This window comes from Lactiplantibacillus herbarum (assembly GCF_001039045.1).
Classification (GTDB): domain Bacteria; phylum Bacillota; class Bacilli; order Lactobacillales; family Lactobacillaceae; genus Lactiplantibacillus; species Lactiplantibacillus herbarum.
Genome location: NZ_LFEE01000021.1, coordinates 1 through 21374, shown reverse-complemented (window position 1 = coordinate 21374; position 21374 = coordinate 1). Strand labels below are relative to the sequence as shown.

General features: G+C 43.3%; 23 protein-coding genes. 11 read left to right on the top strand and 12 right to left on the bottom strand.

What is annotated here, in order from left to right; genetic code table 11:
• Window positions 1-252 precede the first annotated feature (252 nt).
• The 4 genes from ACG95_RS07590 to ACG95_RS07575 all read right to left on the bottom strand — a co-directional run bounded on the left by ACG95_RS07590 (window position 253) and on the right by ACG95_RS07575 (window position 5351).
• The gene (locus ACG95_RS07590) at window positions 253-1575 is read right to left on the bottom strand and encodes a metallophosphoesterase family protein (RefSeq protein WP_047999961.1); all 1323 of its coding nucleotides are present in this window, start codon (window positions 1573-1575) and stop codon (window positions 253-255) included.
• Window positions 1576-1704: 129 nt separating this feature from the next.
• Window positions 1705-3660, bottom strand: a complete 1956-nt coding sequence (locus ACG95_RS07585; protein WP_047999960.1) for a PTS fructose transporter subunit IIABC — start codon at window positions 3658-3660, stop codon at window positions 1705-1707.
• 21 nt (window positions 3661-3681) lie between these two features.
• Window positions 3682-4599: a 1-phosphofructokinase gene (gene pfkB, locus ACG95_RS07580; RefSeq protein ID WP_047999959.1), complete on the bottom strand. Its 918-nt coding sequence runs from the start codon at window positions 4597-4599 to the stop codon at window positions 3682-3684.
• Window positions 4596-5351 carry a DeoR/GlpR family DNA-binding transcription regulator gene (locus tag ACG95_RS07575; RefSeq protein WP_082137332.1) on the bottom strand — a complete coding sequence of 252 codons (756 nt, stop codon included), beginning with the start codon at window positions 5349-5351 and terminating at the stop codon, window positions 4596-4598. The genes pfkB and ACG95_RS07575 overlap by 4 nt, the downstream gene beginning before the upstream one ends.
• Window positions 5352-5598: 247 nt before the next feature.
• Between ACG95_RS07575 and obgE the strand changes: the two genes are divergently transcribed.
• Window positions 5599-6894 carry a GTPase ObgE gene (obgE, locus tag ACG95_RS07570; protein WP_047999957.1) on the top strand — a complete coding sequence of 432 codons (1296 nt, stop codon included), beginning with the start codon at window positions 5599-5601 and terminating at the stop codon, window positions 6892-6894.
• Window positions 6895-7135: 241 nt separating this feature from the next.
• Here the strand turns inward: obgE and ACG95_RS07565 are convergent, their stop codons facing one another.
• Complete coding sequence (locus ACG95_RS07565; RefSeq protein ID WP_047999956.1) at window positions 7136-7420, bottom strand: hypothetical protein; 285 nt, start codon at window positions 7418-7420, stop codon at window positions 7136-7138.
• 333 nt (window positions 7421-7753) lie between these two features.
• Here ACG95_RS07565 and rnz point away from each other — a divergent pair, with 333 nt between their 5' ends.
• Genes rnz through ACG95_RS07540 form a run of 5 tightly spaced genes read left to right on the top strand, consistent with a single transcriptional unit; the run spans window position 7754 to window position 12746 of the window.
• Complete coding sequence (rnz, locus tag ACG95_RS07560) at window positions 7754-8689, top strand: ribonuclease Z (RefSeq protein WP_047999955.1); 936 nt, start codon at window positions 7754-7756, stop codon at window positions 8687-8689.
• 9 nt (window positions 8690-8698) lie between these two features.
• Window positions 8699-9490 (top strand): SDR family NAD(P)-dependent oxidoreductase, encoded by a 792-nt coding sequence (locus ACG95_RS07555; protein ID WP_047999954.1) that lies wholly within the window; start codon window positions 8699-8701, stop codon window positions 9488-9490.
• Between the two features lie 12 nt (window positions 9491-9502).
• Entirely contained in the window at window positions 9503-9847 is a 345-nt protein-coding gene (locus ACG95_RS07550) for a LapA family protein (RefSeq protein ID WP_047999953.1), read from the top strand.
• 25 nt (window positions 9848-9872) lie between these two features.
• Window positions 9873-12209, top strand: coding sequence for a single-stranded-DNA-specific exonuclease RecJ (recJ, locus tag ACG95_RS07545; RefSeq protein ID WP_047999952.1), 2337 nt, complete (start codon window positions 9873-9875; stop codon window positions 12207-12209).
• An 18-nt stretch (window positions 12210-12227) separates the two neighbouring features.
• A complete protein-coding gene (locus tag ACG95_RS07540) occupies window positions 12228-12746 on the top strand; it encodes an adenine phosphoribosyltransferase (RefSeq protein WP_047999951.1) in 519 nt (172 codons plus the stop codon).
• A 98-nt stretch (window positions 12747-12844) separates the two neighbouring features.
• Here the strand turns inward: ACG95_RS07540 and ACG95_RS07535 are convergent, their stop codons facing one another.
• Window positions 12845-13429, bottom strand: a complete 585-nt coding sequence (locus tag ACG95_RS07535; protein ID WP_047999950.1) for a winged helix-turn-helix domain-containing protein — start codon at window positions 13427-13429, stop codon at window positions 12845-12847.
• 119 nt (window positions 13430-13548) lie between these two features.
• Between ACG95_RS07535 and ACG95_RS07530 the strand changes: the two genes are divergently transcribed.
• Window positions 13549-14760, top strand: a complete 1212-nt coding sequence (locus ACG95_RS07530; protein ID WP_047999949.1) for an MFS transporter — start codon at window positions 13549-13551, stop codon at window positions 14758-14760.
• 93 nt (window positions 14761-14853) lie between these two features.
• Here ACG95_RS07530 and ACG95_RS07525 read toward each other — a convergent pair whose 3' ends face one another.
• Window positions 14854-15183, bottom strand: coding sequence for a heavy metal-binding domain-containing protein (locus ACG95_RS07525; RefSeq protein ID WP_047999948.1), 330 nt, complete (start codon window positions 15181-15183; stop codon window positions 14854-14856).
• Window positions 15184-15262: 79 nt separating this feature from the next.
• Between ACG95_RS07525 and ACG95_RS07520 the strand changes: the two genes are divergently transcribed.
• The gene (locus tag ACG95_RS07520; RefSeq protein ID WP_047999947.1) at window positions 15263-16012 is read left to right on the top strand and encodes a class I SAM-dependent methyltransferase; all 750 of its coding nucleotides are present in this window, start codon (window positions 15263-15265) and stop codon (window positions 16010-16012) included.
• Between the two features lie 44 nt (window positions 16013-16056).
• Complete coding sequence (locus ACG95_RS07515) at window positions 16057-17211, top strand: ankyrin repeat domain-containing protein (protein WP_053072737.1); 1155 nt, start codon at window positions 16057-16059, stop codon at window positions 17209-17211.
• A gap of 72 nt (window positions 17212-17283) precedes the next feature.
• Here the strand turns inward: ACG95_RS07515 and ACG95_RS07510 are convergent, their stop codons facing one another.
• The 5 genes from ACG95_RS07510 to ACG95_RS13995 form a co-directional block, all read right to left on the bottom strand.
• Window positions 17284-17580 (bottom strand): hypothetical protein, encoded by a 297-nt coding sequence (locus tag ACG95_RS07510; RefSeq protein ID WP_047999946.1) that lies wholly within the window; start codon window positions 17578-17580, stop codon window positions 17284-17286.
• An 81-nt stretch (window positions 17581-17661) separates the two neighbouring features.
• Entirely contained in the window at window positions 17662-18273 is a 612-nt protein-coding gene (locus ACG95_RS07505; RefSeq protein WP_047999945.1) for a DUF3862 domain-containing protein, read from the bottom strand.
• 57 nt (window positions 18274-18330) lie between these two features.
• Entirely contained in the window at window positions 18331-19122 is a 792-nt protein-coding gene (locus tag ACG95_RS07500; protein ID WP_053072735.1) for an FxLYD domain-containing protein, read from the bottom strand.
• A 387-nt stretch (window positions 19123-19509) separates the two neighbouring features.
• Entirely contained in the window at window positions 19510-19986 is a 477-nt protein-coding gene (locus ACG95_RS07495) for a hypothetical protein (protein WP_047999944.1), read from the bottom strand.
• Complete coding sequence (locus ACG95_RS13995) at window positions 19987-20403, bottom strand: helix-turn-helix domain-containing protein (RefSeq protein WP_053072733.1); 417 nt, start codon at window positions 20401-20403, stop codon at window positions 19987-19989. It abuts the gene before it with no gap.
• A 318-nt stretch (window positions 20404-20721) separates the two neighbouring features.
• On the opposite strand from ACG95_RS13995, the gene ACG95_RS07485 reads away from it, so the two are divergent.
• Window positions 20722-20964: a hypothetical protein gene (locus tag ACG95_RS07485; protein WP_047999943.1), complete on the top strand. Its 243-nt coding sequence runs from the start codon at window positions 20722-20724 to the stop codon at window positions 20962-20964.
• An 89-nt stretch (window positions 20965-21053) separates the two neighbouring features.
• Window positions 21054-21368: a hypothetical protein gene (locus ACG95_RS07480; protein WP_047999942.1), complete on the top strand. Its 315-nt coding sequence runs from the start codon at window positions 21054-21056 to the stop codon at window positions 21366-21368.
• Window positions 21369-21374: the final 6 nt, after the last annotated feature.

The window sequence follows — 21374 nt, the reverse complement described above, 5'->3', positions numbered from 1 at the left end:
GCAAGCGAGGGTCCAGACCGCACTTTGGCTGGAGCCGGTCCCCATGGCACGTTTACCTGGCTGGTGGAGCGACGAATAAGATGTCGAGACTAATATCTAATTAACTATCACTGGCATAGCAGCTATTCTAGCTATTTAGAACGTTCAACCTTTAAAAATTAATCAAAAAGTTCTCCCACAACTAAGCAACTTAGTCGTGGGAGAACTTTTTTTGAAATGATTAATAACTATTCGAAGCATCAGGCAATTAAATCAATTAACTCGACCGGACCAATCTAAATTACCGTGTAGCTTCTTAGTCGCTAAGACAAATGACCGTAAACTAGTTCCTTGCGGCAGTTGTTCCCATGCCTTAATGTCGGCCGTATCTTTAACGGGAGTCCCACGAAATAGGGCGATATTGGAAGCTGCCATCCCGTTAGCAAGTTGTTTGACCCGTTTTGTCGACAGTTTGGTTTCATCGCGATCCTCATATAACTGACTGAGGGCGGCATTGTATCCAGCCGCGTAGACAACTTCGTGATCATACTTTTGATAGGCAGTCATGGCTTTAGTACCCTGATGCTGCTTAATATAAGCACTGATGTCTAACGGGGTTGCGTGGTATTGAGCTTTGCCAGTTTGTTGATTGATTTTCAAAGTGCCGTAGTAGTGTGAGCCTAGGATCAGAGCGCCACTTGCAATATCAGTCAATGATTGCCCATCAACAGTCTTAGATGTAATGCTCTGGGCGTGAATGTGGCCACTCAAGGAAAGTTTGATACCAGCCTTAGCAAATACGCTCTGAACTTGTTCCGCGTAGCCAATCGTGTAATCCTGATGAATGACAGTGTGGTCCATCGTGTTGTGATGTAGTACGGGAACCAGGACGGCGTGTTGTTTCTTTGCCTCACGACCGATCTTAGCAATCCATTGCAGGGTGCCATCAGTGAGGCCACCACCGACTGTAGAACTGCCTTGTTGATAATTACTTTTATAAATGGCGGAATTCAACATCAGCAGCCAAGTATGCTTACCGGGTTTGACGAGATAGCTTAGGGAATTAGGGTCACGCTGACTAGTTTCGCCGTAGCCAGCATTCTTGTAAATCTGTTTAAACTGGGTCGGACTAGTAGCCTCGGTGCTATATTGGTGTTTACCTTTAAAGCGCCGAGCAATCGGATTGTTTAAGTCGTGATTACCAGGAACCACGTAAACGCGGATGTTTTTAGCCGTCAGTCGGCGAAGCTGGGTCGCGACATATTCATGACTCGCTTTTTCGCCATTGTTGGTGATATCACCACTGACGATAACTATATCAGGCTTTGTTTTAAGCGCTTGGGTAATGAAGGCTTGGAAGATAGTCGCGCTGTACTTCAGATCCGCGCCAGCGTCGTTACCGGCATATTCTGTAAAGGCCTTACCGTTGTCATGAAGGCTCGGCGCAATGACGTGGTCGTCGCTGATCACCATGGCAGTCAAGGTTGAATGTGAACTTTGAGGGATTGTCGTTTGTTTTTTAGAGTGACAGCCGGCTAACAATAGACTACCGGTTAGTGCGAGTGTTAGTAGGAGCGTGGGGACTCGGAGTTTCAATATAATCGTCTCGATTCTGAACTAATATTAATTTTATTATACCCGTTAAATTGCAGGATTATATTAGTAAATTAGTTTAAGCAACAAAAAAAGACGATCAATTGATCGTCTTTTTTTATGCTCGAAATATTAAGCTTTCTTAGCAGGTTTCCAAAGTCCAAGAACGACACCGGCAATAACGGCACCGATGACAGTGGCAGCAATGTAACCCCAGATGTTGTTAGCTAATAGTGAAACCCAAAGGCCACCGTGAGGAGCAGGAACTGAGACGTTCCAGAGTTGAGTTAAACCACCGGCAATGGCAGCTCCCACAACACTTGAACCAATCACGTGCAATGGATCAGCAGTAGCGAATGGAATCGCACCTTCAGTAATGAAGGAAATCCCAAGTAACCAGTTAGAAATACCGGCTTTACGTTCGTCGTCGGTAAATTTCTGTGGCCAGAAGGCAGTTGCAATGGCAGTTGCCAATGGTGGCACCATCCCACCAGCCATAACGGCAGCCATCAAGTTACCATGGCCAGTAGTTGCAAAGGCACCAGTAGCGAAGACGTAAGCGGCCTTGTTGAAAGGACCACCCATGTCGATTGACATCATCCCACCGAGTACTAAACCAAGAATAACGGCATTACCAGTACCCATTGAGTTCAAGAAGTGGGTGATCCAAGCATTGATAACGGAGAAGACGGGGTTAACAATGAAGAACATTAAGGCAGCGACAATCAATAGACCTAAGATTGGGAAGATCAACATTGGTTTCATACCTTCTAATGATTGTGGCATGTTCTTCGTCCACTTCTTCATCCAAACGGTGACATAACCAGCAAGGAACCCAGCAACTAAACCACCTAAGAACCCAGCGGGACTCTTAGCATTGGCAGTAATTGAAGCGGTGTAAACACCACCGTAAGCGCCGGCGTAGACCGTTGCCATGAAACCACCAACGAACCCGGGCATCAAGGCAGGGCGATCACCGATTGATTCGGCAATGTAACCAGCCAAGACAGGGACCATGAAGGCAAAGGCTAAATTACCAGCTTGGTTAAGGAAAGTGAAGGCAAGACTCTTGTCACCGACGAATTGTTCGAGGATGAATGAGAGGGCCATTAAGATCCCACCACCGACCACGAATGGTAGCATGTGTGAAATCCCGTTCATCAAGTCCTTGTAAATTTCGCCCCAGACGGTACCGTTAGCACTACCGCCTTCGTCGTCTGTAGCACCACCGTCAGCATCGTGATAGACTGGCGCGTTACCACTTAAAGCAGCTTGAACTAATTCATCAGCTTTGTTGATCCCGTCAGTTACGGGACGGTTAACGAGGTGCTTGCCATCAAAACGAGCCATCTTGACTTTCTTATCGGCAGCAATCACAACACCAGCGGCTCGTGAAATTTCATCAGCGGTTAATAGGTGCTTAACCCCTTCAGAACCGTTTGTTTCGATCTTGATGTCAACGCCGGCAGCTTCACCAGCTTTGATCAGCGCAGCTTCAGCCATGTAAGTGTGGGCAACCCCATTAGGACAAGCCGTAACACCAACTAGGTAAGGGCGTTGTGTTTCAGTATCAGCACTAGCAGCTTCTTTTTCAGCTTTGGCAGCAGCATCCTTAGCTTCTTTTTCTTCCTTAGCAGCTTGAGCATCACCGAACAATTGTTGAACTTCTTCAGGCGTTTGTGCATTCTTCAATTTACCAACTAACTCTGGATCAATCAGTAAGCTTGAGAGGGCGGCGAGGGCGGCCAAATGAGTATTATTGGCACCTTCAGGAGCGGCAATCATGAAGAATAAGTGAACGGGTTGGCCATCTAAGGCGTTGAAATCAACACCGGCTTGACTCTTAGCAAACATAACTGTGGCCCGGTTAACGGCTTTGTCCTTGGCATGAGGCATTGCAATGCCATCGCCAATCCCAGTCGTTGATTCAGCCTCACGTTTGATAATGTCTTGTTTGTAGAGGGCTTCGTCGTTGATGACGCCTTGTTCGGCATATTTATGAACTAATTCATCAATCGCGTCATCCTTGGTCGTGGCTTGCATGTCCATGATCATGACGTCTTTTAATAATAAATCGCGGATATCCATTTTACGGTAACAGTCCTTTCGTTAATCAGATAATTGTTCGATATTAATTAATGGTAAGATTTCGTCGATCTTAGCACGGGTGGCAATGTCTTCAGAGAAGGCGGTTGCTGAACCACAAGCTAAACCGTAACGGAAACTTTCAACGGCGTCGTGGGTCTTCGCAAAGGTTCCAACGAAGCCACCAATCATTGAATCACCAGCCCCAACGGAATTGATGACGTGACCCTTAGGTGCTGGACTGAAGTAGACAGCATCCTTAGTAATCAGGAGACCACCGTCACCAGCCATTGAGATTAACACGTGTTGGGCGCCTTCTGCCAATAAACGTTGACCAGCTGCAATGATATCAGCTTGGCTATTAAACGTGGTTTGGTAGTAGTCGGCCAGTTCGTGGTTATTAGGTTTAACAACCAGTGGGTGACTAGGTAACGTCTTCTTCAATGCTTCGCCGGTCGTATCGATCACGAAGTTAGCACCGGCAGCTTCAACTTTTTGAATAATATCGTAGTAGAAGCTAGCGGGTAAACTTGGTGCTAAACTACCAGACATGACAACCACGTCATCTGGTGTTAAGTCAGCGAGTTCAGTATAGAAAGAATCAATTTCGGCGGCCGTGATATCGGGACCGGCACCGTTTAATTCTGTTTCTCCTTCCGCGTGAATCTTAACGTTGATGCGAGTGTCATCAGCAATCGGGGTAAAGTGACAATCGAGGCCTTTTTGTTTAAGCGCGTCGCTAATGAACGTGCCGGTAAAGCCACCGATGAAACCTAGTGCCCGGTTAGGTTGTTCTAAGTCGTTCAGAATCTGTGAAACGTTGATTCCTTTGCCACCGGGTAACTTAGCGGCGTGCGCTAAGCGGTTGACACTGCCCAGGACCATGTTAGGTAGTTGGACTACGTAGTCAATCGATGGGTTGACGGTAATGGTGTAAATCATGATTGAACCTCCTGAATCGTAGTTAATGGTAAATATTGTTCGGCAACACTTGGCGTGAGCTTATCGGTAATGATCGTTGCACTGGATAAATCACCGACACGAGCAAACGAGACGTGGTCGAACTTAGTATTATCAGCTAGAATAAAACTCTCTTCGCTCTGCGCAATGGCAGTCTTTTTAACGACCGCTTCGTCAGGGTCGGGCGTGGTGAGCCCAAATTTCGGGTGGACACCGTTGATACCAAGAAAGACCTTGTTGAACCGGTATTCTTCTAACGATTTGACGGCCTCTGGACCAATCACGGCTTTGGTGATGCCTTTCAAATTACCACCAAGCAAGTAGGTCTGAATGCCCATATCCGCAAGAGCGGAAGCGTGGACGACCCCGTTAGTCACCACCCGTAAGTTGTAACCGACATTTAAATGGTGAATCATGGCCAGCGTGGAAGTACCGGCGTCCAGATAAATCACGTCATCAACTTGAATGTTAGCAACGGCTTGCTGCGCAATATGATCCTTAGCGTCAACGTTACGAGAAACCTTATCGTTCATCGCGGGTTCTTCTTGGAGCGAGTTCATATACTTAGCGCCACCATGGACGCGAAGCAAGTCACCCTGTTCTTCTAATTGTTGGAGATCCCGGCGAGCCGTAGATTCAGAACAATTAGTTTTTGAACAAATGTCCTTGATTTTAATAATGCCCTTGAAACGGATCGTATTTAAAATGTACTGTTGTCGTTCTTCTGTAAGCACTTTCAAATCCCTCCGAAGATTAATATACCTGCTTTGATGACGAAATGCAACAAAAACCGTCAAAAAACGTCAAAATAATTCAAAATCCGTCATCATTTCGCCATTTTAGCGGAATTATGAGTTTAAAGGGTGACGTTGCCGCGGATTTTTTGACGAAGTGGCCGAAGATTTGTATACTAGGTCAGGTATCTAATTTCGCACGAGAAGTATCGTAGATAATAATATAGAAGAAACGGGAGAACAAAACATGTTTGTTGATCAAGTTAAAGTAGATGTAAAGGCCGGTAACGGTGGTAACGGCATGGTTGCTTTCCGCCGCGAAAAGTTTGTTCCAAATGGTGGACCATCCGGTGGTGATGGTGGCCGTGGTGGGAGCATTGTTTTTCAGGCTGATGAAGGCTTACGGACGTTGATGGATTTCCGCTATACGCGTAAATTCAAAGCCGAAGCTGGTGGCAACGGGATGATCAAGCAAATGACTGGCCGTTCCGCTAAGGATAAGATTATTAATGTGCCACTAGGAACAACCGTCACGAATGCCGAAACTGGTGAATTAATTGGTGATATTGTGACTAAGGACCAAAAACTAGTCATTGCTAAGGGTGGCCGCGGTGGTCGTGGTAACATTCACTTTGCCAGTCCTAAGAACCCCGCTCCAGAAATCTCTGAAAATGGTGAACCCGGTGCTGAATTAACGATTCGTTTGGAATTGAAAGTGCTAGCTGATGTCGGTTTAGTTGGCTTCCCATCCGTTGGGAAATCAACGTTGCTATCAGTGGTCACTAGTGCTAAGCCTAAGATTGCGGCTTACCACTTTACGACGCTGGTTCCTAATCTTGGGATGGTTCGCTTAGATGATGCGCGTGACTTTGTTATGGCGGATCTACCCGGATTGATTGAAGGGGCCGCTACCGGGGTCGGGCTAGGAATTCAATTCCTACGCCATATTGAGCGGACACGCGTTATCCTACACTTGATTGATATGAGTGGTGTGGAAGAAAACGATCCGTTTGAAGATTATAAGAAAATCAATCATGAGTTGATCAGTTATGATCCCGACTTGTTAGAACGACCACAGATCGTGGTTGCCACTAAGATGGATATGCCTGACGCCGAAGCTAATTTAGCTGAATTTAAAGCTAAGTTGGCAACGGATGACACGTTACCAAACGTGCCAGATGTCTACCCAATCTCATCAATTACGCAGCAAGGGCTGAAACCATTATTGGCTAAGACCGCTGACTTACTTGATGTAACGCCACAATTCCCAGTTAAGGGTGTCGATGACGTTGAGCATCGTGAATACACGACGCCAAGTGAGGCTGGATTCAAGGTTGAACATCCAGAAGAAGGGTTATTCGTCCTTTCTGGTGACAAGTTGGAACGCTTATTCAAGATGACTAACTTAGATCGTGAAGAAAGTCTGATGCGCTTTGCTCGTCAAATTCGAGGCATGGGTGTCGATGACGCGTTACGGGCAGCTGGTGCTAAGAATGATGATACGATTCAGATCTTAGATTACGCTTTCCAATTTATGGATTAAGAGTGCCACAGCAGGCGGTTAGGAACCGAGCATAGCCTAGGCAGGCCAAGGATTGTGTACTTTCAATCTTTGGTCTGCCGTAGCTAAGCGGAGGTTTCTGCCTGATGTTGCACGTTTCGGCCATAAGTATACGAATCGCAAAGCAGTTAAAATCAATCATAAAAAGAAGGTATCTCAGAATTTTAAAATCTGAGGTACCTTCTTTTATGATTGCAGCCAAGCACTCAATGGACTAATCTAATTAGCCGAACAATAATCGTTGCTCACTCAGCCGGTAGCCAAATAAGCGTAGTGGTTCGGTGGCCGTTTGAATATATAATTGGCACTGTCCATTAATTTGACGGGTACGAGCATCGAGTTGGTCAAGTGTTAGTGCAGTTCCGGTTGCTGCTGAAACAAGGATTAGTTGGTCATCCTGCAGGGTAATGCTTTGAATGGCTTCTAGTTGGTTGGTCGCTTGTTCCCAGTATAGGGGTAATGAGCGGTCCAAGTCGGCCGTGGATAAATTAAAGTCAATGAGTCGCATCAGGCACCTCCAGATTGATTGATTTCAGCTAGCAGTATACGACAGTCATGAGGGTTAAGCAATATGAACCATTCAGGATGTCTGAGACTCTGGATGACCGAGAAGTGGAAAGCTGACCAGTAAACTAAGATTATTTATTCAGTTTCGTACTAGGAGTGCAATAATTACGGCTAGCCATGGTAAAATAAACTGAGCACATTAATATGAATGATAATGGTTTTAGTCGTCAGTGATGACGACTTTAGCCAAAAGCGTCATAAGACGAACAATTGTTTATTGCCGCTAGGTTCGGTAAAATAATTAGTAGACTGTATAGATAGGGACGAACAAAATATGCAATTAGAATTTTTAGGTACCGGTGCTGGTTCACCGGGAAAGTTTCGCAATGTTACCAGTACGGCATTACGGCTATTAGATGAACGTAATGAAGTCTGGTTATTTGATGTGGGTGAAGGCACGCAACACCAAATTTTGCGGACAACGTTAAAACCTCGTAAGATTACGAAGATTTTTATTACTCATTTACATGGTGATCACATTTTTGGATTGCCAGGTTTGTTAAGCTCACGCTCATTTCAGGGGGGCGACGAACCGCTGACGATTTATGGCCCAACGGGTATCCGGGACTTTGTCCAAACCTCGTTGCGCGTTTCTGGAACACGGTTGTCATACCCACTAAAGTTCCAAGAAATTACTAAAGCCGGAACAATTTTTGAAGATGCAACGTTCACGGTCAGCTGTGAACCACTTGATCACCGGATTGCCTGCTTTGGTTACCGCGTGGTTGAAGCGGACCATCCTGGTGAACTGCAAGCCGATCAATTACAAGCCCTGAACATTCCGAGTGGTCCCGTTTATGGTCAGTTAAAAGCTGGCAAAACGGTCACGTTACCGGATGGACGGACGATCAACGGGCAGGATTATATCGCCGCACCGCAAAAGGGACGAATTGTGACTATTTTAGGCGATACCCGCCGGACACCTAATGTGCTTAAATTAGCTCAAAATGCCGACGCTTTAGTTCATGAAAGTACATTTGGTAAGGATGAAGCTAAATTAGCGCGTAACTATTACCATTCAACTAGTGTTCAGGCTGCAGAAGTTGCTAAGCAAGCCGGTGTTAAGCACTTATTACTGACACATATTTCGGCACGCTACACCGGTAAACTCAGTTGGGAACTACAGAAACAGGCTGCGGAAGTGTTTGCCAACGTTAAAGTTGTTCGTGATTTTGATGTGGTTGATATTCCTTTAGAAAAGAAAGATTAGGTGAGCCTAATGGGACGTTTGACAGGACAAACCGTATTAGTGACCGGTGCTTCTAGCGGTCTAGGTGAACAATTAGCGCTGGCAGTAGCGGCACAGGGGGCTAACGTAGTCTTAGCTGCGCGGCGTCAAGACCGATTGCTACAAGTTGCCGATCAGTGTCGATTATTATCAGAAGCGCAGGCGATAGCAGTAGCTTGTGATGTAAGTCATGTCGCAGAAGTTGATCACGTTTTTGCAACGATTGACGACTTGTTTGGTCGTTTGGATGTGGTTATTAATGCGGCCGGCTTTGGTTATATGGCGAATGCCATCGAAATGGATCCAGCGTTGACAGCTAAAATGTTGCGGGTCAATACGTTGGGCTGCATGTACGTCAGTCAGTTAGCCGCGCAACGGATGGTTGATCAGCAGCATGGTGAAATTATCAACGTGGCGTCAATTGCGGGGAAGATTGCGACACCCAAGTCAGCTGTGTACGCAGCGACTAAAGCGGCGTTAATTGCGTATGACAATTCACTGCGTTTGGAATTACGACCTGCCAACGTCAACGTGTTAACGGTCAATCCGGGTCCCATTAAGACCGATTTCTTCAAAACGGCTGATCCAAGTGGCGAGTACTTAGCGCGGGTCGAGCGGTTGGCTTTAAACCCAGTTAAATTTGCAGAACTAATTGTCAGTAAAATTGGCCATCATTGTCGTGAGATTAATCGGCCACGGCTGATGGCTGCGGCTAATTTGGGTTATCAAGTTGCACCACGTCTGGGTGATTGGTTAACTGGATCAGTATTTAATTTTAAATAGGGGACGATAAATATGAAAAATCAGTGGCGGTTAGTTAGTGCGTTAGGAATTGTGTTAGTAATTATTGTATTTGCTATCTTGAACGTTGACTCAGTACGGGTCAACTTTGGGATTGTGGCCGTTCAATGGCCATTAATCTTGGTGATCGTGATTACGTTAATTCTAGGGGTCGTAACGGCTGTCTTAATGTCAACGATCAATGAATCGAAAGAACGTTCTGCACACGCCAAGGCGTTGACTGAAGCACAAGCTAAGATTGACGAATTAACGGCAGAAAATAAGCAATTAACGTTACGCTTAAATAACAAGGGTAAGCAAAATCGCCCAGTAACTGAACCAACAACGACAACGAAATAAGCGATAATTTGAAAGGATGGATGCCATGTTAGCGGCAAAGAAAAAGTGGGTGCCACGGACTTCAGTGGCCGCAGATGATGCGGCGGTGACTGAGTTAGCAACGGCTGTCAGTGTTTCACCGCTGATTGCACGGTTATTGATTGCGCGTGGCATGACAACACCAGCAGCGGCGTCTGAATTTTTACAAGCAGGGCAACAACCTCTACTCGATCCTTTAATGATGCATGATATGCAAAAGGCGATTGATCGGATTCAGGATGCCATTATTGCTGGTGATCTGATTACGATTTATGGTGATTATGACGCGGATGGATTAACGAGTACTGCGATTATGTATGAAGCGCTTGACCAGATTGGTGCCAATGTTAATTACTATATCCCTGATCGTTTTCAGGATGGCTACGGCCCTAATCAGGCAGCGTTTGACCGGTTGATCGAAGCGGGAACGAAACTGTTTGTGACCGTCGATAACGGGGTTGCTGGTAATGCGGTAATCAATCAGGTTCAGGAGCAGGGCATTGACGTAGTTGTCACGGATCACCATGAATTGCCAAGTGAGCTACCTAATGCTTATGCCATCGTTCATCCTCGCCATCCAGAAGGTGACTACCCATTTGGTGGTTTGTCTGGTGCTGGGGTGGCGTTTAAAGTGGCAACGGCGTTACTTGAAGAAATTCCTGAAGAGTTATTGGACTTAGCGGCAATTGGGACGGTTGCGGATTTAGTGAGTCTGACCGGTGAGAATCGGACCTTAGTCACGCTTGGCTTAAAGGTACTCCGTCAAACGACGCGGCCTGGTTTAGCTGCTTTGATTGAAGCAGCTGGTTTAGAACCCGATAAGCTGACTGAAACAAGCATTGGGTTTGGCATTGCGCCCCGTTTGAATGCACTGGGCCGGTTGCAATCGGCTCAAAGCGGTGTTGAATTATTAACAACCTTAGAGGAAGACCGTGCGACCGCGTTGGCTAAGCAAGTTAACCAATTAAATGAAAAACGTCAGGGTTTAGTTAAGACGATTGTGGCGAGTGCAATCGAACAAGCTGCAACGGAAGCTAACGTTGCCCGTCAAACCTTGGTCATTACTGGTAAGGATTGGCACGAAGGCGTCCTCGGAATTGTTGCTAGTCACGTTGTTGAAACGACTGGGAAACCAACCTTAGTATTGAATGAGGATGCTGATGGGCGGTTAAAAGGTAGTGGTCGTAGTGTTGAATCTTATAATTTGTTCGCAGCTATTGATCCAGTTCGTGAGTCGCTAGTCGCCTTTGGGGGTCATCATATGGCCGTTGGGTTGACGGTTATGGCTGATCAACTGGAGACACTCAAATCAGCGATGGAGTCGGCTGCAACTGAACAAGGTCTAGCAGAACATGCGCAAGCTAGTCTAGCTATTGACGGTCAGTTGACCATTGAGGCTGCTTCGTTGAAGACCCTTGAGGAATTACAAACCTTAGCACCATTTGGGACTGATAATCCGGCACCGTTGTTTGAGCTACAGCCAACAACAGTGCCACAAGTTCGTGCCATCGGTAGTGACAAGCAACACTTGAAGCTACAACTGGGTGATGGAACGACTAGTGTGGATGCGATTGGTTTCTCAATGGGGTCTGCAGTAGACGCTGTTCAAGCTAGTCCTAGTGACGTCAAGCTTGTCGGCGAGCTCAGTGAGAATACTTGGAATGGACAAACTAAGCCGCAGATTATGATTAAGGATATTGCGGTTGCTGGAACTCAAGTGATTGATGCTCGGACGCAGCACTTATCCGCACGGCAATTTCAGGCTCCTGGTATCTACTTGTTTTTCCATCAGAAGTTACTGACTAAGTTGCAAGATCATCTGACACCTCAAGCCAAGCCAGTATTAGTAGGCGATGCAGCAACGGATTTGAGCAGTATTGCGGCGGATCAAGCAGTTTACATTGTGGATTGTCCAGATACATTGGCGGATATGAATCAAGTATTGGCCGCTCTGCCATTGAATCAGTTGACGCTATACCTTTACCGACAGGAATCAGTTTATATGGCTGGTATGCCGAGCCGTGAGCAGTTTGCAAAGCTATACCAATTTGCAATGAGTCATCATGATGTTGACGTTCACCACCAGTTGACGCTAGTTGCTAAACATTTGCATATTGAGCGAAACTTACTTATTTTTATGATTCAGGTGTTTTTTGAGGTCGGATTTGTTAAAATAAATGATGGTGTCATGAACGGCGTTTCGGATCCGGCAAAAACGGATTTACATCACGCCCCTAGTTATCAGCTACGCGAGCAACAGATTGTAGCTGAAGAAACGCTTTTATATAGTAAATCTGCGGCCCTGCAAGTATGGGTTAAGAATCAAGCTGCAGTTAAGAATTGAAGGAGCTGTTAAGAACAAATGGCATTAGATTTAAAAAAGTATGTGGCTAGCATCCCCGATTATCCAGAACCAGGGATTATCTTCCGGGATATTTCACCTTTGATGGCGGATGGCGAAGCTTATCGTGAAGCAACGGAACAAATTGTTAAGTTTGCCCGTGACAAACAGGTCGATATGATCGTCGGTCCTGAAGCCCGCGGTTTTATCGTCGGTTGCCCGGTAGCCTATGAATTAGGTGTTGGTTTTGCACCAGCACGTAAGAAGGGTAAGCTACCTCGCGAAACGGTTAAAGCAACTTATGATCTGGAATATGGTCAGTCAGCGCTTTACTTGCATAAGGATGCCATCAAACCAGGACAAAACGTCTTGGTGACAGATGACCTTTTAGCTACTGGTGGTACGATTTCGGCAACAATCCAAATGGTTGAAGAACTAGGCGGTAACGTGGTCGGAACAGCTTTCTTAGTAGAATTAAAGGATCTAAATGGTCGCGATAAAATTAAAGATTACGACATGTTGAGTTTAATGGAATTCTAAAAAAATAGGATCACCATCCAGTTATTTAGACTGGGTGGTGATCTTATTTTTTTAGTTTGAGGGTAATCAGTTAACTGATTGTTAAATACAAAATGAGATTAAGCCCACTTTTCAATGGTAATCTTAGCGGTTTTTTTATCAGGTGCATCGGGATCAGGATCGTTTTTTTCAGCATCCGCAAGAACTTTGATCAGGTCGAGGCGTAGTTGATGCTCACCGGCAGCTGAAAGTTCCAATGTAGAGTGGCTCATAAATACGGTAGCAAGTTCAGGATGGTCAATGGTCATTTGTTCCTTAAACGTTTCGTTGAACTCGCGGTTTAAGAGCATGATCCAGCGCAACATTTCTTGGGCATGTGTTTGGCTCCAAGCGCCCGAAATATTAGTTAAGTCACGGTCAATCTGATCAAGTTCAGTTTGATTAGCGGCGCTTTCGTGTGTTAGTTGCTTGCTAGAGTAGTAATTTTCGGTTAGATTTTTGACTTGCACCTGATTAACGATGGTCAGCAGGTCGGCATCTAGCATTTTATTAATTGTGTAATACAACTGATTAGTAGGAATCTTGGTGGCACTGGCAATTTGCTTGGTTGATAGGCCACTAGCTGATTTGGTGACTTTTAAAATCGCATTAACTTTTGGGTCGACCATTAGCTTAGCAAATTGATCTAATGAATTTTTCGGCATTGTTTTTCACCTCAGTTATTAGCTTACGCAATTGACAAATCAAAATCAAACGGTTAAAGTTTATTTATCGTTTAAATTAATTTAAGCGATAAATAATAATTGATTGGAAGCGTCGGCCCATGAAATCACTGTTAGGAAATAAGGTTTTTTTGACTTTAACGACCGTTGATTTTTTTGAAACGTTAGGTACTAGTTTATTTAACATTATCTTGTTAACGTATGCGCGTTCGTTCACGCAGGCAAGTCTACTGGTGTCGATAGTTTCTGTTGCGACCGTATTACCAGGAGTTTTTGGCTTTTTAACTGGGCGGCTGGCGGATCGACAGCGTAACAAACGTCTATGGTTACTCAACTTAAAATTTATCCAAGCGGGACTATATCTTTTATTAGCACAGTTGATTACCGTGAAACAGGTTAGCTTTCTATTGGTAATTATCGGGATTAACTTGGGTTCCGATATTATGGGAATATTGAGTAGTAGTTTACGTATGCCGCTGATTCAAGCAAAGGTGGCAACAACAGTTCAAGAACAAGCGGTTGGAATCAATCAAGGTGTTAGTGTATTGATGCAGATGGTGGGACAAACCGTTGGGGTGAGTTTATTAGCGCTAACGGGTAATTATCAATTAGCGGGTTACGTTAATGCCATCACATTTTTGATTGCGGGAGTTGTTTTGTTAGTCGGTTATCCCTCTTTAAAATTGACGATTGGTCGTCAACCAGCGATGACGACGCGGCAATTATGGCGTAAGTTAAAACTTGCTTTAGAACAAGGCGCTCAAATGAATGTGCTAGCATTGTTAACGAGTATTTTATTATTAAACGCGGTTGGAGCAAGCGTGGATGCGATTCTAAATTTATACCTAATTGATCGTGGCAGTACTTTGCCAATTCCATTCAGTGTAGCGGTGTTGGTCATGAACACGATGTTTGTTATTGGTAGTGTTGCTGGAAACTTGCTACATACAGGCTGGTTTCAGAAATGGTCATTTCGAGCAGTGATACTGGTGACAGTACTTGTGTATGAGTTAATGTATATTAACCTGTTAAGCTGGCAGAACTATTGGTTGGTCGTCCTAATTATGTTGATTGGTGGTTTTTGTATGGGGCAAGCAAATCCTAAGTTGATGGCGAGCCTATTGAAGGTTGCTGATGAGCAAATTGTGGGGAGTCTCAGTGGTGTGCTTAACACACTGGCAACTTTATCAATTCCAATTGGTAGTATCGGGTTAGTACTGATCGATAATGTTGTTAGTGCGCAGGCAGCGTATGTGGTTTCAATGATGATTTTGGCTGCCTGCGCAGGTTGTTTGTGGATTAAACATAAGTAGAAGTGGGTGGTAGCAATTAAGTGGTCGTAAATTGCATCATACAAAAAGCACCTGGCGCAATGGCTAGGTGCATCTGAATTAATTACTTAATTGTTATTCAGCAGTAGTGAATTTAACCGCTGTGCCATAAGCGGCAACGGACTGCATATCCTGACTGATTGAGCCGGTATCGAACCGCATCATGACAACGGCATCTGCACCGAGGGCAACCGCATTGTCACGAAGCCGGTCGACAGCGACATCACGGGATTCATCAAGCATCTTAGTATAATCCTTAATTTCACCACCGACGAGTCCTTTGAGACCGGCACCGATATTGCGAACTAAATTTTTAGATTGAGTGGTTAGGCCAAAGACTTCACCAATTACCGTGTAAGTTTGTCCTGGAATCTGTTCAGTAGTTGTTACTAACATTTTAGTCATTGAATGAACCTCCTAAGCATGATAACTTTATGATAGCATATTCGAGATGAAAGCGATATTACATTGCTGGAGGTGCAAAATGAATGAGTTAGAAGTGAGTTGGATTGAAGAAAGCCAGCGGTCAATGCACGGTTGGGATTTTAGTCACTTAACGGGGCGTTGGCAAGTAGCTGAATTGCCATGGGACTATCCAACGTTAGTCAAAAACCGGATGAAGGCCGATGATCAGTGGTTGGATATTGATACCGGTGGGGGTGAACTGATGCGCCAGTTTAACCACTCGGCTGAATTGACGACGGTCACTGAAGGTTGGGCGCCTAATATTGACTTGTTACGGCAAACGATGGTTCCTGCAGGGGTGCAGTTGTATCCTGATCCGACTGAGCAATTAGTTGGTGTACCAGCGGCCAGTTTCGACTTAGTGACGAATAGCCACGGTGCAATGCCAATTGAGCGGATGGCGACCGTTTTGAAATCAGGAGGTTATTTGGTTACTGAACAGGTTGGGGCAACGAATAATTTTGATTTATCACGTTTCTTCAATGAGCATTATCAACCCGCTTATCCAGATAATCAATTGTTGTCTGTTGTAACTCAGTTGCAAGCGGCTGGTTTTGAGATTCTCAAGGCTGATTCGGCTTACGTTAAAATGGAATTTATGGATATTGGCGCGATCGTGTATTATGCAACTGTTATCCCGTGGGAGTTTCCTAACTTCGATGTTCAGACAATGTTACCTAAGCTGCGTCAGTTACAACGATTACTAGATGTGACTGGCAAGATTACAACATTTGAGGATCGGTTTATGGTGGTAGCACGGAAACGCTAAGCGTATAAGGTTAGGGTTAAAAATTAGGATAGAGTAGGTTGACGATGAAATTAAATAAGTTATTTCGTAAAAGCTGGCAAACGAAACAAGTAGATTCAAACCGGCAACAGGTTAAGCAACAAAATGTGCAAGTTGCCAAGCAATCAACTAAGAAATTACGTTCGAAGTTGCCTGATGATTTTAGAGAAATACTAGAACGTGGTGATGTTGCTGAAATAAAAGCAAGTTTAGCAAATTGTGAATTGAACGCATACGGTTATTCTGATAAAACGGCATTAGCATTTACCGAGCTGCCATCAGCAGTTATGCAGTGGTTGGTTGCGCGTGGTGCTGATATTGATGCCCAGAATACTTACGGGAATACACCGTTGCATGAGCACAGTAGCGTCTGGCATGGACAGCAGCAATTGTTGATTGACTTAGGTGCGCAAATTAATTGTGAAAATCATAATGGTGAGACCCCTTTACACATGGCAGCTGAAACGTTTAAGCCAGAGAATGTTCAGCGACTTCTAGCAGCGGGTGCCAATGTTAATGCAACGGATCATGAAGGCCAGACACCGTTAACGCTTGCATTTGTGCGGTGTCCGAATGCAAATATTAGCGAGCTGGCTGAAATAACGGAACTATTGCTAGCATCTGGGGCAACCGTTGATAAATCGATACCGCAGTTGCTGCATGACATCGGTGAGAACTTCGAACGCTATCGTGATCGATTTGATAAGGATTATGTTGGGGAAACGGATGCGGCTTTGCAAGGACTTTATGCGCGATTCAACGTAATACCAGTAGAACCGCACCAAATGCTAGCAGCTGATCAACCAATTATGGTAAAACCGGGTCGCTGGCAGAATCAACATAAACAATTATGGGACGTATTAGTGCCGGTCGACGGTAGTGCTAGTACGATTCAGGGTGAAGTAATCAGAATTACAAGCAACATCGGCGACGAGGTTGACCGTAATGGTGGCATGAACTGGGATGAGGAATATCAAGCGATGTTAGTCGCGATGGGCGATTATTTAGCATCTGGGAAGGCACTGGCTGATAAAGATTTGAAGTTAGTGACGAATGCAATTCAGGACCTAGATACTGGTCAGGACTATGATGCTGCGGCTAGTCTATCAGAGCTGGCGGTGAAGTGGGTGAAGTTGAATCCAACACCGATAAAGCTTGAAGCTCATGCGTATCAGCGTTGATAGCAAAAAAAGTATCGGTTACCAGTAGTATTATAGCTGGTAGCCGATACTTTGATTAGAAGTTAACAATGATTATTTATAAATAATCATTGTTTGAAACTGAGTACTAGTGTTAGTTAATCCTTCGTTATTCATCGAATTGAATTTTACGTCAATAATATGATAGCCATCATATTGCATATTAGCCAAAATTGGATTAAGTTGATCGGTATATTTAGTCTCGACATCAAAGGTTTGGTTTGTAAACTTGCTAAAACTAGTAATCATGATGACGTGAGTATTACCATCACTTGCAAGTAAATTTGGTTTAACAGATGTTTCATATAATTGTTCACCACTATTTTTTCGACTCTCAGAAAGCATTCCCATGTTTAATATCTCCTAAATCAAGATAAAACTATAAAACAAAAATATTTTAAAGAGTTATTAGTCAAGTTACTCGGTAATGATTTAGTTAAAACTAGTCTTAGTAGTGGTGATTAACTTGTTATTGGCAAAAGTGAAGGAAACGGATGCCCCAGATTTGCCTTTGATACTAGTGTAGTTGATGATTTGGGCACTCAAAGCGCCTGATCCAGTTAAAGATTCAGCATTTGGTGTCCCAAGTTTTGATTCTACGGAACTGAGTGAGTCACCGTTCTTGATACCATCGACTGTAGCAGTTGTTAATTTATCGCTAGGTGTCAAAGTAGCGTTAGCGTATGCTTTGGCAACGGCTTTACCATCATAAAAACTAACGGTAACGGTGGCGCCATCTAAACTTTTACCAACATTAGTCCAAGTATATTGAGTGGCGTCTTTGCTCAGACCAGTAACCTTAGTCTGAGTGCTTTGATCTGATTTGCCAAACATTGATTTGACTTTGGCTTCAGTCGTGGCAGTACCGCCATTAGGCAAAGCGACTTGAATGCTCTTATAGTTATCAAGTGAAACGCCAGTAGTTGTCGTACTAGCTTTTTTTGAACTGCTGGAACTAGATGAAGAAGAACTGCTCGAACTGCCGCACCCCGTTAAAGCTAACCCCATTAATGCGGTCATCCCGACAATCGCAATTTTTTTCATGATAAACCCTCCAAAATAATTTCACCTTTTAATGACGTAAGATTGTTGGTCAAAAGGTTATTCGAAAGCAGTGTAATCTTTTGTAACTTCATAAGATTTAAAGTTCTTATCAGTTGTGAACTTTAAATTCACTTTTTCATCTTTATTCCAGTTGTCAGTATTAACGTACTGAGTGTCGACTGTCACGTTAGCGGCATCTTTTAGTTTTACTACTGCACTGAACGACTTGATATTATAGCCAGTATTGTTAGTTACTGTAGCAGTGTATTCATAATAACCGGAACCATCATCAGAACCTTTAGTGAATTTAACGGTTTTTAATAAATTAGCAAGGGCGGTATCTTGAGTAGTGTCTTTGTTAGTTTGATTGCCAGAGCGGCGCAGTTCTACAAGATAGGAGTTGTATTTTTTGTCGATTTTTAAATGATACTTCTTATCAATCTTCACTAAGATGGCATTACGATTGTTATAGGTTTTATCCCATTTGGTTTGGAAATCGGCATCGTTATAATATTTAAGTGCTGATTTTTGCTTCTTTAAACTATTGATATAGGCGATAACATTTTCTTGTAAGAATGTACTCTTGAGCTTCTTATTAGAAAAGCTCTGAACTTGGTCGAGTTCGGCTTGGATAAAGCCTTGATAATCAGATTTACTGATATCTTCAATTTTGACCTCATCCGTTAACTTCCAACGTGCCTCAAGTCCTTTTTCCAAGGCAGAAACAAATTCCTTGTCATAATATTTAGTCGTAGTAGTTTTCTTTTGCGAACAACCTACTAAAGTTAATACTAGTAACATTGCAAGCAGAGTGCCTGCAATTCCCCGTAAACATTTGTGCTTAACCATGATAAACCCTCCAAAATAATTTCATCTTTTAATGACATAAGATTGTTGGTCAGTATATATAAGAAAGCGCCTTTTTGAGTATCTTTTCAATAATTAATTAGATTTCCAGATATGATCAATATCTTAACCGCTTACAAATTTAAAAATACATATTAACTAATTAATCAATTTAGTTGATTGATTCAAACGGCGTTATAGATAATACATATTATACAGAAGCAGTTCATAAATAAATTTAGGATACGATAAGTATTTGGAAAAATCATTGTTGGTAAAAATAAGAGGCGATGTTTGAGCTTAGTAGTTTTGAACTTTTATAGTTGATAGCTTACTTATCAGGTGAAAGAACCGGCAATAAAAGAAGACACACTGTATTTGGTGTGTCTTCTATAGGCTAAACGCCCCAGACTCAATGCTGATTCCGAGTGCATTTTCAGCAATATTACGGATGAATAGTTGCTGCTTGGCTTCTAAATGATAGGCTTCACTAAAACGTGTTAAATCAAAATCTTGTGGTTCAATGCCACTCTCATTAACATAATTTTTAATCATGATATAGAACGCACCATGATTAGCACGAGATTCAATTTTACTATTAGATACCATACTGGTATCTAATAGTGGTTCAATACTGTCGTCTAATAAACAGTGATAAAATTCGTGGCACTTAACAAATGTAGGTGAGACCACATTCTCGTTAATGAAAAAAGTTCTGGTAAGGGGAATGGAATAGCCTTTAATGTTGTTAGGCAAGCCACTAGTGTAATGATAGGTGATACCATAGTGACTAATTAGACGATCCGGGTCCCACGTGCCTAGTGTCTCCATATCGGTCAACGCTTCGTCCAAAGTATCATAGATCATCTAATCACTTCGTTTCTCATTAATTTTCTTGCCGTCGTCACCGTAACCGCCGTATTGACGGAGCCGATCTTGGCCTTCCTTACTATTCAGATAGGTCGTAATTAAGGTTTTAATTGCAGCCTGATCTTCATCAGATAAGGCGTGGTCGCGTGACGTTAGCATCGCCGAACTGTCGACAATTTCTGCAACATCGATGTGTTTGGGCGCGTCACTCGGCTGTTTTTCCTTATCATCGAGCAACATGTCGGTGGTTGTTCCTAGAACTGAAGCAATTTTTCCTAAAGTTTCTAGGGACGGATTTTTTCCTTTGTTGTATTGGTAAATAACATTTTTACTGAGACCAGACTTTAGCGCGACTGATTGCAGGTTCAAACCGCGTTGTTTTGAATATTTTTTGATGTTATCAAATACGGACATAGCAGCAATCCTCCTAACATAGTTAATAAAAAAATAATTCTATTGGTGTAAAATAGTTGTGTTATTTTACACCTGTGTTATTATTTAGCTATTGAATAACTTATCAATAGTGTTTAGCAATATCATTGTAGTTTCTTCAACGAATAACAAGCGGAATGCGTTTGCTTGTTTATTTAACATATCTTGATTTTACAGCAATAGTATAAAACCGTCAATGAATTGACGTATTAATAACAGGTGGGTAATGAAAATAGTCGTAACTACTAGTATCAAACTGTCAGTTATCAGTTAAACAAATTTGGGAGGAATACGGAAACGATGAAAATTATAGATGAACGTCTGAGTTGTAAAAAAGATTATTTTAAAGTTGGGCAAATTATTGAGGACGAGTTGAATCTATTTATGATTGTCCAAGTTGATTTGAAATTTGGACTCGTCAATTTAAGTACCGGTGAGGTGATGACTGGATTGCAATATGACACTTTATCAGCAATGGCTGAGGCTAATTGGATGCTAAATAAAGTCGATGCGGAGTTGGTTATTCCAAATGAGATTCAATGAGGGGTTAATAAAGCGATTTTAATTACTATGGCGATAAGTTGTTTCAGAATTTAACGATATGCAAGTCAGGACAAGAAAGTGGTGTAAAAATGATTGATAAAAAGAAGTTGGCTCAGGCCCTAGTCGTAGTGGAGCGTCAATATGGAAGTGTGTTACTGGCACCTAATTCTGCCATGCAGCCCATTTGGCAGCTCACAAAACGTCATGGTGAGGTTATTTATGTCAGTCAATCAGTATATGACACGATTGAAAATTATGTCTCGAGTCAAAAGACGGTCCACCCGCAACGGGAGTACTTGGTTGCCAAAGAGCTGCAACATGATCCGGCTTGGCTACGTTATCGTGTGCAAGCTTATCAGGAAGAACGGTTAGAGCCCATCTTAGAACGTGTTTGGATACTTTGACATTCG

Excerpts from the sequence above, each read along its gene's own strand:
- ACG95_RS07585 (WP_047999960.1), bottom strand. The coding sequence starts at position 3,660 with ATGGATATCCGCGATTTATTATTAAAAGACGTCATGATCATGGACATG.
- pfkB (WP_047999959.1), bottom strand. The coding sequence starts at position 4,599 with ATGATTTACACCATTACCGTCAACCCATCGATTGACTACGTAGTCCAA.
- obgE (WP_047999957.1), top strand. The coding sequence starts at position 5,599 with ATGTTTGTTGATCAAGTTAAAGTAGATGTAAAGGCCGGTAACGGTGGT.
- ACG95_RS07565 (WP_047999956.1), bottom strand. The coding sequence starts at position 7,420 with ATGCGACTCATTGACTTTAATTTATCCACGGCCGACTTGGACCGCTCA.
- rnz (WP_047999955.1), top strand. The coding sequence starts at position 7,754 with ATGCAATTAGAATTTTTAGGTACCGGTGCTGGTTCACCGGGAAAGTTT.
- ACG95_RS07555 (WP_047999954.1), top strand. The coding sequence starts at position 8,699 with ATGGGACGTTTGACAGGACAAACCGTATTAGTGACCGGTGCTTCTAGC.
- ACG95_RS07550 (WP_047999953.1), top strand. The coding sequence starts at position 9,503 with ATGAAAAATCAGTGGCGGTTAGTTAGTGCGTTAGGAATTGTGTTAGTA.
- recJ (WP_047999952.1), top strand. The coding sequence starts at position 9,873 with ATGTTAGCGGCAAAGAAAAAGTGGGTGCCACGGACTTCAGTGGCCGCA.
- ACG95_RS07540 (WP_047999951.1), top strand. The coding sequence starts at position 12,228 with ATGGCATTAGATTTAAAAAAGTATGTGGCTAGCATCCCCGATTATCCA.
- ACG95_RS07535 (WP_047999950.1), bottom strand. The coding sequence starts at position 13,429 with ATGCCGAAAAATTCATTAGATCAATTTGCTAAGCTAATGGTCGACCCA.
- ACG95_RS07530 (WP_047999949.1), top strand. The coding sequence starts at position 13,549 with ATGAAATCACTGTTAGGAAATAAGGTTTTTTTGACTTTAACGACCGTT.
- ACG95_RS07525 (WP_047999948.1), bottom strand. The coding sequence starts at position 15,183 with ATGACTAAAATGTTAGTAACAACTACTGAACAGATTCCAGGACAAACT.
- ACG95_RS07520 (WP_047999947.1), top strand. The coding sequence starts at position 15,263 with ATGAATGAGTTAGAAGTGAGTTGGATTGAAGAAAGCCAGCGGTCAATG.
- ACG95_RS07515 (WP_053072737.1), top strand. The coding sequence starts at position 16,057 with ATGAAATTAAATAAGTTATTTCGTAAAAGCTGGCAAACGAAACAAGTA.
- ACG95_RS07510 (WP_047999946.1), bottom strand. The coding sequence starts at position 17,580 with ATGGGAATGCTTTCTGAGAGTCGAAAAAATAGTGGTGAACAATTATAT.
- ACG95_RS07505 (WP_047999945.1), bottom strand. The coding sequence starts at position 18,273 with ATGAAAAAAATTGCGATTGTCGGGATGACCGCATTAATGGGGTTAGCT.
- ACG95_RS07500 (WP_053072735.1), bottom strand. The coding sequence starts at position 19,122 with ATGGTTAAGCACAAATGTTTACGGGGAATTGCAGGCACTCTGCTTGCA.
- ACG95_RS07495 (WP_047999944.1), bottom strand. The coding sequence starts at position 19,986 with ATGATCTATGATACTTTGGACGAAGCGTTGACCGATATGGAGACACTA.
- ACG95_RS13995 (WP_053072733.1), bottom strand. The coding sequence starts at position 20,403 with ATGTCCGTATTTGATAACATCAAAAAATATTCAAAACAACGCGGTTTG.
- ACG95_RS07485 (WP_047999943.1), top strand. The coding sequence starts at position 20,722 with ATGAAAATTATAGATGAACGTCTGAGTTGTAAAAAAGATTATTTTAAA.
- ACG95_RS07480 (WP_047999942.1), top strand. The coding sequence starts at position 21,054 with ATGATTGATAAAAAGAAGTTGGCTCAGGCCCTAGTCGTAGTGGAGCGT.